Below are 11,140 nucleotides of genomic sequence, written 5' to 3' on the forward strand. Positions count from 1 at the left end.
CACTCAGCATCCACGCTCGCGGCGTTGCGGACGCTCGACAGGCGGCCGGCCTGCCTTCGCGCCCGCGCCTTGCGAGCGCGGCGCTGAGCGCCGCTCGCAGCACGACCCCTTGGAATATGTCATCTAGCGCAGGGCCGTGGCGAGGGCGTCGATCGCGAGCTTGCGCGCGACGTTCGCCGCCTTCGTGTCGCGCAGGCTGTCGAGGAGCAGGAAGTCGTGGACCATGCCGGCCACCCGCACCGAGGTGACGTCGACGCCCGCCTCGCGGAGCTTGTTGGCGTAGAGCTCGCCCTCGTCGCGGAGCACGTCGGCCTCGTCGGTGATGACGAGCGTCGTGGGCAGGCCCCTCAGGTCGTCGAGCGTGGCCCGGAGCGGTGACGCGTACTTCTCCGCGCGCTGCGCCGGGTCGGTGGTGTAGGCGTCCCAGAACCACTGCATCCCCTCGCGGGTGAGGTAGTAGCCCTCGGCGAACTGCTGGTAGGAGGGGGTGTCGAAGCTCGCGTCCGTGACGGGGTAGAGCAGCACCTGGGCCTTGAGGTCGATCCCGCCGCGCTCCTTGTTCATCAGCGCGAAGACGGTCGACATGCAGCCGCCGACCGACTCGCCCGTGACCGCGATGCGCGTGGTGTCGAGGCCGTGCTCGGCGCCGTGCTCGAGGACCCACTGGCCCACCGCGTAGTTCTGCTCGACCTGAGTGGGGTACCTCGCCTCGGGCGCACGGTCGTAGACCGGGAAGACCCCGGCCGCGCCGGCGCCGACGACCAGCTCGCGGAAGAGCCGGTCATGGGTGACGTCGTCGCCGAAGACCCAGCCGGCGCCGTGGATGTAGAACACGACGGGCAGCGGGCCCTCGACGCCCTTCGGCCGGATGATGCGGGTGCGGACGGCGCCCCACTCGCCGGCGTCGACCTCGACCCACTCCTCGTCGACGTCGGGGCGCTCCACCCCGTCCCCCGTCTGGAGGTCGACCAGCATCTGGCGACCCTCCTCCGGCGGCACCTCGTAGATCCTCGGGTGCGGGTCGGTCTGCTCGGCGAGCTCGGTCGCCTCCGGCTCGAGGACGGGCTTGATCTCAGTCATGGCAGTCTCCTTCGACGCGGATGATGTAAGCATTGCTTACATCAAGCCTAGTCCGCCGCCCCAAACCGGGCCGACGACAGCCTCATGGGACCAGGCTCGTCCGCGGTCCGGGTCCGCTCGGCCATGGTGGCGATCAGGCTGACGGCCGCCGCGAGGAGCACGACCACCGAGTAGCCCAGGAGGACGTCTCTCATCCCCGAGGCCCTCACGAGCACGCCCGCGACCAGAGCCGGTGCGCTGAAGGCGACGTAGCTGACGACGTAGATCGAGGCGAACGTCGCGGCTCGCCTGTCGCCGGGGACGAACTCCATCACCTGCCGCGGTCCGGCCGAGAAGACCAGGCCGAATCCCGTGCCCGCGACGACGGTCGCCCCGTAGAAGAGGAGGGCCGACGTCAGCAGGATCGACGTCGCGATCAGGGCGGCGCCCAGGAGCAGCGCCGCGCTGCCAACCACCGTGGTCACCGACGGGTGGCAGCGTCGGAGCAGCAGTGGCGCGACGGCTCCGGACGCGTTGAGGACTCCGATGGCGAGCCCGCCCGCCAGCGCGACGTGGATGCCGAAGACGTCCCTCATGGCGAGCGGCACCAGCGACAGGTAGAGACCCCCGGTCGCCCACAGCGCCGCGATGCCGGGGACGACGGCGGCGAACGTACGCCGGGCAGGCGCGGGCACGGAGACGCGCGGAACGAGAGAGCGCAGCGCTCCGGGGCGCATGGGGCCGGTCTCCGGCAGCCAGATCGAGACGACGCCGAAGATCGCGAAGAGAGCCGTGAGGGACGCGAAGGCGACGGGGACGGGATCGGCCACCCGCTGGATCAGCCATCCCGTGGCGACGCCGCCGACCGCCAACCCGGAGAGCGGGGCGAACCCGTTGATCAGCGCCCCGATCCGCGAGTCCTCCGGCGCCGCCTCGAGGATGGCCGCGTTGAGCGCACCCAGGGCGATGCCCGTGGCCACGCCCTGGACGGCCCTGCCGACGATGAGCCACTCGACGCCCTGCGCCGACCAGAAGACGGCCATGCCCGCGGCCTCGAGCGTCAGCGTTCCGATCAGGACGGGACGGCGGCCGACGTGGTCCGAGAGCCCGCCCGCCGTGAGGAGGGCCACCAGGAGAGCCACCGCGTAGGTCGCGAAGATGACCGTCACCATGGCGGGACCGAAGCCGAACTCCTGCCGGAACGGCACGAGCAGCGGGGAGGGCACGGCAGCGGCGACGAAGAGCGCGAACAGCTGGGCCTTGAGGACGAGAAGGGACGCGGTACGGCTCATCGGCGCGACGCCACCCGTCCGCTCGCCGTCAGGATCGCCTCGAAGGAGGCCCGCACCCGTTCCGCGGTGACGCCGGGGTCGGCGGCGTCGAGCTTCCCCGCGAGGTGCAGGAACGCGAGCCCGTGGACCAGCGACCAGCACGCCGTGGCGAGCGCCTGCACGTCGGAGTCGGGAAAGACGTTCTCCAGCGCGACGATGAGCAGCTGGTCGAGCTCCTGCGCCGCCGCCACGAGGGGGTCGCCCCCGGCGCTGCACTCGTTGCCGAACATCAGCCGGAACAGCGCCGGGCGGCGCAGCGCGAAGTCGACGTAGACGACCGCGAAGCCGACCAGCCCCTCCATCGTCGTGGGCGGGCCACCGTCGCCGACGAGCTCGGCGCGCAGGTCGGCGAGCCCCTGGGTCGCCAGGGCCGACTCGAGGGCTTCGCGATCGGCGAAGTGCCGATAGGGCGCCGTCTGCGAGACGCCGGCCCGACGCGCCAGGCCACGCAGCGAGAACGACGCCCCCTCCTCGAGCATCTGCATGGCGGCGGCGAGCAGCGTCGCGCGGAGGTCGCCGTGGTGGTAGCCCGCTCGCACCGGCGGCCTGGATGATGTTGACACTGCTCACCCTCCCTCCTATGCTATGTGAGCAACGTAAACATACACGATCTAGACTCCGCTCCACCACATCGACCACCCGAGGAGAGCCGCGTGAGCAAGCGCATCCTGAACGTCGTCACCAACGTCGGGCACTACGACGATCCGAGCCATCCGACCGGCCTGTGGCTCTCCGAGCTCACGCACGCCTGGCACGTCTTCGAGGACGCCGGCTACGAGCAGACGATCGTCAGTCCCGGCGGCGGGTCCTCGCCGCTGGAGCCGCGCGCGCTGAAGTTCCCCAACTACGACAAGACCGCCAAGGCCTGGCACGCCGACCCGGCCCGGATGGCGCTGCTCGAGACCACCAAGAGCCCCGACGAGATCGACCCGAACGACTACGACGCCATCTACTTCACCGGCGGCCACGCGGTGATGTACGACTTCCCCGACAGCGAGGGCCTCCAGCGGATCACCCGCGAGCTGTACGAGCGCGGCGCCGTCGTCTCCTCGGTCTGCCACGGCTACTGCGGCCTGCTCAACACCACCCTCTCGGACGGCTCCCTCCTCGTCGCCGGCAAGAGGCTCACCGGCTTCGCCTGGCGCGAGGAGGTCCTGGCGAAGGTCGACAAGCTCGTCCCCTACAACGCCGAGGAGGAGATGAAGGAGCGCGGCGCGCTCTACGAGAAGGGCCTGATCCCCTTCGCCTCGTACGTCGTCACCGACGGCACCCTCGTCACCGGCCAGAACCCCGGCTCGGCCAAGGCCACCGCGAAGGCCGTCGTCGAGGCGCTCGGCGACTGAGCCGGGCTCAGCGGAAGCGGACCCTCCGCACACGGCGGACGTCGGCGCTGGGTCAGGTCAGCGATGGTGCCGAATCGCGAGCTCGTGGCCCGTGTCGGGCAGCACATGGCCGGCCTCGCAGCGGAGGCTCGCCCGCACCAGGGCCCCACGGTCCGCGTGAGTGACGGTCACCGGCGGGCCCGCCTCGCCGGCGAGATGCCGGTCGCCCCACTGCATGAGGGCGGTGAGCACCGGCTGCAGTTCGCGGCCGGCCGGCGTGCCTGCACCATGCTCGACTCCGCCGCAGGCTGCGCCGTCCACACGACGCTCCCCGCCGGGGCCGGCTACAGCTCCATCGAGATCGAGGTCAACTTCCCGCGCGCCATCCACACCCACACGGGCGAGATCTTCGCGCGCGGCTGGGTCACCAAGGCCGGCGCGAGGATCGCCTTCGCCGAGGCAGACCTCCGCGACTCGGCGGGCAACGTCCTCGCCACCGCCACCAGCAGCCTCCTGATCACCGCGACCTGACGCGCGCCTTCGCGCACCCGTCGAGCCACCGGCCACCAGCCCCGCAAGCCAGGATCGAGATCCGCGTCGCCGATCAAACATCAATGCAACATCTATTGCACGAATGGTGTCTATGCCATCAAACTTGCATGAATGGCGTCGGGCCCGAGACCGCGCCCTATCAGGAGGCAAGCGCACATGGACACCACGCTCGCGCGACTCGATCGCATTCCGGTCAGCCGTCCTCACCGGAGGCTGCTCTTCCAGGGTGGCCTCGGCTATCTGTTCGACTCGATGGACGGCGCCGTCGTCAGCCTCATCGTCGCCTTCGTGCTGGTGCCGAAGTGGGCCCTGACAACGGGAGAGACGGGGCTGCTGGTCTCCTCCGGCCTGTGGGGCTTCGCGGTCGGCGCGATCATCGCCGGTCAGATCGCCGACCGCGTCGGGCGTAAGGCCGTCATGATGTACGCACTGCTCTTCTATTCGGTGTTCACGGTCATCGCAGCGTTCTCCGCCTCGTGGGACATGTTTTTCTGGTGCCGCGTGCTCGCCGGCGTCGGCCTCGGTGCCGAGAGCGCGATCGTCGCGCCCTTCGTCTCCGAGTTCATGCCGGCCAAGTCCCGGGGCCGACTGGTGGGCTGTCTGACCGTCTTCTTCGCCATCGGCTTCATCGGCGCCGCCCTGCTCACGAAGTGGTTCGTCACCGTCCAGAGCGGCGTGTTCGGTCTCGAGGGCTGGCAGATCATCCAGATCATCACCGCACTGCCGGTCGTGCTCCTGCTGGTATGGCGCCGGATCCTTCCCGAGTCGCCGCGGTTCCTGCTGGCCAAGGGCCGCGTCGCGGAAGCGGACGCGGTCGTCGCCAGGTTCGAGTCCGAGTACGAGAAGGCCTCGGGCCGGTCGCTCCCCCCGGTCGCTGGCGGATCCGGCCAGACCGAGGTTCTCGAGCAGGAGGCCACGAAGAGGGTCGGCTTCGTCGCCAGCATCGTGTCCCTGTTCAACGGTTTCGACATGGCTCGCCGGACCGTCGTGGTCTCCCTGATCTGGCTGGTCGTCACCTTCGCGTTCTACGGCTTCACCCTGTGGCTGCCCTCGCTGTACGCCCTGCACAAGGCCGCGACACTGGACTCGATCCTGAACGTCATCCTGCTCGTCTACGTCGCCCAGCTCCCGGGATATCTCAGCGCTGCCCTGCTCAGCGACAAGGTCGACCGCAAGTGGACCGCGGCCTTCTCCATGGCAGGCGCCCTCATCGGTTGCGCGGGCTTGATCGCGTTCCCGTCGCAGGGGGGTCTGGCGACCGCCTCGGCGATGCTGCTCTCCTTCTTCCTGACCGGCGCCTATGCCTCGCTGTACTCCTTCACGCCCGAGCTGTTCCCGACCCGGGTCCGGGCCACCGGCACCTCGGTCGCGACAGCCGTGGGTCGTGTCGGCGGCATCGTCGCTCCCAACCTGATCCCTCTCTTCGTGTCGGGCACGAGCTTCCAGGGCGTCTTCTGGTTGCTCGGCGGCGTGCTGCTGGCTGGTGCGGTCGTCATCGCGACGGCCGGCGATTCCACCTCCGGACACACCCTCGAAGAGCTCAACGAGGCCTCGGGCAGGGCAAGCAGGGCGCTCGCCTGAGGCCCGCCCGAAGGTGGCGCCGCCGGCCGCTCGGGCCCTAGCGGACCGATCTCGGGGCAAGGCCTTCCGACACGATCCTGACGATGACCAGACGGAGATGGTGATGGTTGATTCGAGCAGCGATGCCGGCCCGGTCCGGCTGATCCCGTGGTGGGAGCTCCCACAGCCGGTGACCGCATCCTGGGCGGGGGCAATCGCCGGCGTGGCCCGAGCTGCCGCAACAGCCACCGCGCCCACGGAGCTCTTCGACGCGATCGCGCACGCCTGCCAGGCCGTCGCGGGCTGGCGCCTGCTGACGGTCCTGCTGGTCGACCCTGAGCGACAGCTCGTACGGCGGACCTACACCAGCAATCCCGATGCCTATCCGGTCGGCGGCACGAAGTCGACCGCCGGGTCGGACCTCGCCGCCTTCCTCTCCGATGGCCGGGCCTCACTGATGCGCACTCCAGCGGAGCTGGCACGGATGTTCCCCGACCACGAGCTGATCGCCAGCTTGGGCTGCGGAGCGGCGATGAACGTCCCGGTGCAACACCACGGTGTCGTTCTCGGCTCGGTGAACGTCCTCGGCGAGGCCGGCGCCTACGAGCCCGCACAGGTCGCGGCGGTCGGACCGGTCGCTCAGTACGCCGCGGCGACCCTCCGCGAACTGCGTCCCTGATCGTCGTCCCGGACGCAACGAAGGATCGCCGACGCGTATGTTTGCAACGTTTCGTGCAGCTGAGGCAAGCGGGGGTTTCGACATGCGGGTGGACGGGTGGATCGAGGAGCTGGCGGCACAGGCAGCCCTGGGAACACAGGCATCGAGGATCGTGCAGGTGTTGGCAGCGAAGCCACGCTTCTCCTCCTACGCCTCAGCCCGCGAGATCGCCGACAGCGCCGGCGTCAACATCTCGACGGTCACCAGAACCGCGCAGAACCTGGGCTTCTCGGGCTGGCCCAGCCTGCAGCTGGAGCTGCGCAACAGATTCCTGGCCTCGCTCACCGCGAGCGAGATGCTCGCCGACCACGCCGACCCCTCGGCGGACCCGCTGACCGCGGCATTCCAGCGCGACGCGGAGAATCTCGCGCTGGCGATGCGGACCATCGACTTCGGAACGCTGCGGACCATTGCCGAGACGATCGCCGGCGCGCGCAGGACGCTGGTCATCGGCTCCGGCAGCTATCTCGCCCCGGTCGTGGCGCTCGCCCACGTCGCGGCCATCATGGGGCTCGACGTCCACTGGGACCCGATGGGAGGAACCCACCGGGTCAACCTGGCGGCGCGATTGGGGCCAGGCGACTGCCTGGTGACCTTCAACGTGTGGCGGACGCCGCGCGAGATCCTCGAGATCACCCGGTTCGCCCACGAGCGCGGCGCGACGACCTGTGTCATCACCGACCGCATCGGCTCCCCCATCACACCGGTGGGCGACCACGTTCTCGTCGTGCCCAGCGAGGGCGTCACGGCCTTCCCGTCGCTGACCGCCTCGATGTCGGTCGTCCACGCCCTCCTCGGCCACATCGCCTTGCAGGACGTCGAGCGAAGCCGGGCGACAGCACTCGAGGTGGAGGACGTCTGGCGACGGCTCGACCTCATGGTCGACCAGCCCGACCCCGGGTGAGAACAGCGTCAAGCGAACACGAGGAGAGCGCCATGGCCGAAGAGCAGCAGGCATCTGCCGGAGCAACCCAGAAGGCGGCACCCGACCGGGCCGAGGGCACCAGCCCGCATGACACCGTCATTCTGAGGTCGGTCTACGTGATCGACGGGACCGGCGCCCCGCCGTACGGGCCGGCGGACATCGTGATCGACAAGGGCCGGATCCTCCACATCATCGACACCAGCGACCCCATCTCACTCGGCCTGATGGGCGCCTTCGACCCCGTAGCGGCCTATCCCGACGCACGCGTGTACGACCTTCCCGGCCACTTCGTCATGCCCGGCCTCGTCGACTCGCACGCGCACATCCTCGGGCCCTCGCAAGCGCCCAGTGCGGAGTACATCTACAAGCTGTGGCTGGGTCACGGCGTGACCACGATCCGCGACGTCGGATCACTCGCCGGACTCGACTTCACGCTCTCCGAGGCACGGCGCAGCGCCGCGAACGACATCACGGCACCACGCATCCATGCCAACGCCTTCTTCGGGATGGGCGCAGGCGGCGAGATCACCACGGCCCACGACGCCGCACGATGGGTGCAGTCGATCGCCGAACGCGGGGCGGACGGCGTGAAGTTCTTCGGCGCAGCGCCGGCGGCCTTCGAGGCGGCGTTGACCGAGGTCAACAAGCTCGGACTGGACAGTGCCTGCCACCACGCGCAGCGACGGGTGAGCCAGGTCAACGCGATGACCAGCGCACGCTGGGGGCTGCGCAGCGTCGAGCACTGGTATGGCCTCCCGGAGGCGATGTTCCGCGACCGCACCGTCCAGAACCACGCGCCGACCTACAACTACAGCGACGAGCCCGCCCGCTATGCCTCCGGCGGCCCGCTGTGGCTCCAGACCGCAGAGCCGGGCAGCCGCCCTTGGGTGGAGACGCTCCAGGAGCTCCTCTCCCTCGGAACGACGCTGAGCCCCACCTTCAACATCTACATCGGTCACCGCGACGCAGCGCGGGTGCGCAACTCGGAGTGGCACGCCGACTTCACCGCACCGCAGCTCTGGGACTTCTTCGAGCCCAGTCACGACAGCCACGGCTCGGTGTACGGCGACTGGGGCACCGAGCAGGAGATCCCTTGGCGGCGGGCCTACACGCGCTGGATGGCCTTCGTGAACGACTACAAGAACATGGGCGGACGAGTGACCGTCGGCTCCGACTCGGGCTTCATCTACAAGACCTACGGATTCGGCTTGATCGAAGAGATGGAGCTGTTCCGCGAGGCGGGCTTCCATCCCCTGGAGGTCTTGCGCTCGGCAACCTTGGCCTCGGCACAACTGATCGGGCTCGGCGACGAGATCGGATCCCTGGAACCGGGGAAGAGGGCCGACCTCGTGGTCCTCACCGAGAATCCGCTCGCGAACCTCAAGGTGCTCTACGGCCACGGCGCACTCCGCTACGTCGGCGGCAAGGCGACCCGAACCGCAGCGATCAAGTACACCATCAAGGACGGCGTGGTCTTCGACGCCGAACGACTACGGAACGACGTGCGCCACATCGTCGCTGAAGAGAGGGAGAGGCTCGGCCCGTAAGCAGCTGTCGGTCCGGATGGCTCCCGCTCGACCCGGGCTCAGCGGAAGCGGACCCTCCGCAGCGCGAGGCGGACGTTGCCGGCGGCGTCGACCAGCCTGATCCGGAGCCTGACCTTGCTGCCTCGCCCGGCCGGGACCCGGATCCGGAGGCTCCGCGTGCCGACCGGCATCGTCGCCCAGGTCTTGGTCACCCGCTTCCGGCCCCGGAGCACCTGGACCCTGACCGTCACCGGCTCCGCGGCCGTGACGCCGAACGCGACGATCCTGCGGTGCCCGACCCGGCGAGCCCTGAGCACCGTGGCGCGCACGACCCGGTCCGCTCCGGTCGTGGTCGACGCGGAGCCGGTGCGCGTGCAGCGGCACTGTGCCGCCTCCCAGCTCCGCACGTAGGCCTCCGCCCCGTCCATCAGCTGGCCCCGGAGCGTGGACGCGTCCGGACCCGCCTCGTGGAGCAGGTCGGCGTACCAGTCGGCGAAGAGGCCGTACTGCGCGACGCCGTCGGAGTTGATGTCGAACGTCCGCTGCCCCACGGTCTGGCGCCCCATCGTGACGCCGCTGGGTGCGGTGAAGGGATAGGTCAGGGGGTCGGTCGCGGCGTCGTCGCGCGGGTCGGGCTGGGCACCGAGGCCGTTGGTGTCCGACCCGTAGCCGTAGCCGGTGATCCTCGAGCCGTTCGGCAGCGCGTTGTTGGCCCGCCACTCGCTGACGAAGCTCGGGTCGAGCGCCGTCGAGTCGCCGTCGGCGTCCTCCACGCCGGACGGCCCCGCCGCGAACGCGTACGACGACACCATCCCGCCCAGGCCGAGGATCCTGTTCACCACCGACCGGTCGGACCACGTGTGCGCGGAGGCGATCCCGGCGTAGTGCTCGGCCTCGGCGATGTCGAGGGTGGCCTCGGCGGTCTTCACGCCCATGTGGTCGATGTTGATCACCATGCCGCGCTTGATCAGCTGCCTGATGAAGTAGGCGCCCAGGTCGGTGAGCCCGCGGACGTTGCAGATGTTGCCGCTCGGGTAGACCGGGAGCACCGTCCCGGCCGGCACCTGCCCGCCGCCGATCGTCGCGATGACCGACTCGAGGGCGTCGTCATTGAGGGACTGCTCGTTGTCGTGCGGGCTGTCGCACTTCTCGGCCTGCCACCAGTGGCCGGAGCTGATCAGGTTGCCGAGGTTGACCGTGGCCGAGGAGCCGTCGGAGTCGAAGCGGGTCCCGCCGAAGGCGTTGTCGAACTTGTGCACCGGGTAGACGTTCATGACTCCGAGCGACTGGAGCTCGTCCAGCCCGGCGTCGACGTCGGCCTCGTCGCAGCCGGAGCTCTCCGTGCAGCCGAACAGCTCGGAGTTCTCCGTTCCCAGGGTCACGGCGAGCTTGCCCTCCGCGACCACCTGACGCAGCTGCGCCGGCGTGGTCACGATCCGGAAGAAGCCCTTGCCCGGTCCGCCGGACTGGGCATCGATGTAGTCCTGCATCTCGTGGACGTAGGCGGCCTGCCTGCGGATGGAGTCCATCTCGTCGCACGAGGCCAACGGGTCGTAGAGGGTGCAGATGACGCGGTTCTCGACGAGCAGTGCGTTCATCACCCGCAGGCCTGCGCGCCAGGCGCGCTCGATGCTGCGGAAGTAGGCCTGCTCGTGCAGCAGGCTGTGCGGGGTCGGCCAGTCCGAGAAGGTCGGCCATCCGTCGTCGGCGGTGTCGGTGAGGCTGGTCCCGGCGATGAGGTTCTCGAAGATGGATCCCTTCGTGCCGGCGCCATGGGTGGTGGGGCAGGGCGCCAGAGCCTGGGTGATGCCGCCGGCGGCGAAGGGCGTGCCACAGCGGAAGCCGCCGCCGAAGGCGTCGGCAGCCGTGATGTGGATGTGGGCGTCGACCAGGCCGACGAGGTTGCCGTCGCCGTCCACCGACGCGCCGGGCGTCCCGCTGTAGGTCACGGTCGAGTCCGGCGCCGTGAAGCAGCCGGTGGTGGCGGCCACGGGAGTGATCGTGGCGTTCGCCGAGCCGAGACCCAGGGTGCCGATGCCGAGCTGGCCCCCGGTCGCCAGGTTCGTCAGCCGCAGCGCGGTTCCTTCCCGCACCGTGGTCCAGTCCGCGCGGGTGGAGTACTCCGACACCGCGGTCGCCCTGCCGAG

The 11,140-nt window shown here is 69.8% G+C and carries 10 protein-coding genes; 6 read left to right on the forward strand and 4 right to left on the reverse strand.

Annotated features, from left to right (window positions below; all coding sequences use genetic code 11):
* Positions 1–123: 123 nt before the first annotated feature.
* Genes QM572_RS01525 through QM572_RS01535 form a run of 3 tightly spaced genes read right to left on the reverse strand, consistent with a single transcriptional unit; the run spans position 124 to position 2,953 of the window.
* On the reverse strand, positions 124–1,080 hold the full coding sequence (locus QM572_RS01525; RefSeq protein ID WP_415089296.1) for an alpha/beta hydrolase: 957 nt from the start codon (positions 1,078–1,080) through the stop codon (positions 124–126).
* A gap of 47 nt (positions 1,081–1,127) precedes the next feature.
* Positions 1,128–2,351: an MFS transporter gene (locus QM572_RS01530; RefSeq protein ID WP_415089298.1), complete on the reverse strand. Its 1,224-nt coding sequence runs from the start codon at positions 2,349–2,351 to the stop codon at positions 1,128–1,130.
* Positions 2,348–2,953 (reverse strand): TetR/AcrR family transcriptional regulator, encoded by a 606-nt coding sequence (locus QM572_RS01535; protein WP_415089300.1) that lies wholly within the window; start codon positions 2,951–2,953, stop codon positions 2,348–2,350. Before QM572_RS01535 ends, QM572_RS01530 begins: the two co-directional genes overlap by 4 nt.
* A gap of 90 nt (positions 2,954–3,043) precedes the next feature.
* Between QM572_RS01535 and QM572_RS01540 the strand changes: the two genes are divergently transcribed.
* The 6 genes from QM572_RS01540 to QM572_RS01565 all read left to right on the forward strand — a co-directional run bounded on the left by QM572_RS01540 (position 3,044) and on the right by QM572_RS01565 (position 9,014).
* Positions 3,044–3,733, forward strand: coding sequence for a type 1 glutamine amidotransferase domain-containing protein (locus tag QM572_RS01540; protein ID WP_415089302.1), 690 nt, complete (start codon positions 3,044–3,046; stop codon positions 3,731–3,733).
* A gap of 156 nt (positions 3,734–3,889) precedes the next feature.
* Positions 3,890–4,243 carry a PaaI family thioesterase gene (locus tag QM572_RS01545; protein WP_415089304.1) on the forward strand — a complete coding sequence of 118 codons (354 nt, stop codon included), beginning with the start codon at positions 3,890–3,892 and terminating at the stop codon, positions 4,241–4,243.
* Positions 4,244–4,420: 177 nt separating this feature from the next.
* Positions 4,421–5,845: an MFS transporter gene (locus QM572_RS01550; RefSeq protein ID WP_415089306.1), complete on the forward strand. Its 1,425-nt coding sequence runs from the start codon at positions 4,421–4,423 to the stop codon at positions 5,843–5,845.
* Positions 5,846–5,948: 103 nt separating this feature from the next.
* Positions 5,949–6,503 carry a GAF domain-containing protein gene (locus QM572_RS01555; protein WP_415089308.1) on the forward strand — a complete coding sequence of 185 codons (555 nt, stop codon included), beginning with the start codon at positions 5,949–5,951 and terminating at the stop codon, positions 6,501–6,503.
* An 82-nt stretch (positions 6,504–6,585) separates the two neighbouring features.
* Positions 6,586–7,446 carry a MurR/RpiR family transcriptional regulator gene (locus QM572_RS01560; RefSeq protein WP_415089310.1) on the forward strand — a complete coding sequence of 287 codons (861 nt, stop codon included), beginning with the start codon at positions 6,586–6,588 and terminating at the stop codon, positions 7,444–7,446.
* A gap of 32 nt (positions 7,447–7,478) precedes the next feature.
* Positions 7,479–9,014 (forward strand): amidohydrolase family protein, encoded by a 1,536-nt coding sequence (locus QM572_RS01565; protein WP_415089312.1) that lies wholly within the window; start codon positions 7,479–7,481, stop codon positions 9,012–9,014.
* A 38-nt stretch (positions 9,015–9,052) separates the two neighbouring features.
* Here QM572_RS01565 and QM572_RS01570 read toward each other — a convergent pair.
* On the reverse strand, positions 9,053–11,140 hold a 2,088-nt coding region (locus QM572_RS01570; protein WP_415089314.1), incomplete at its 5' end, for a hypothetical protein.

The sequence above is a fragment of the Nocardioides sp. genome (genome assembly GCF_047607365.1).
Taxonomy (GTDB): Bacteria; Actinomycetota; Actinomycetes; order Propionibacteriales; family Nocardioidaceae; genus Nocardioides.

What these genes read in the sequence shown, in the direction of transcription:
- QM572_RS01525 (WP_415089296.1), bottom strand. Translation starts at nt 1,080, where the DNA reads ATGACTGAGATCAAGCCCGTCCTCGAGCCGGAGGCGACCGAGCTCGCC.
- QM572_RS01560 (WP_415089310.1), top strand. Translation starts at nt 6,586, where the DNA reads ATGCGGGTGGACGGGTGGATCGAGGAGCTGGCGGCACAGGCAGCCCTG.
- QM572_RS01565 (WP_415089312.1), top strand. Translation starts at nt 7,479, where the DNA reads ATGGCCGAAGAGCAGCAGGCATCTGCCGGAGCAACCCAGAAGGCGGCA.
- QM572_RS01550 (WP_415089306.1), top strand. Translation starts at nt 4,421, where the DNA reads ATGGACACCACGCTCGCGCGACTCGATCGCATTCCGGTCAGCCGTCCT.
- QM572_RS01555 (WP_415089308.1), top strand. Translation starts at nt 5,949, where the DNA reads ATGGTTGATTCGAGCAGCGATGCCGGCCCGGTCCGGCTGATCCCGTGG.
- QM572_RS01530 (WP_415089298.1), bottom strand. Translation starts at nt 2,351, where the DNA reads ATGAGCCGTACCGCGTCCCTTCTCGTCCTCAAGGCCCAGCTGTTCGCG.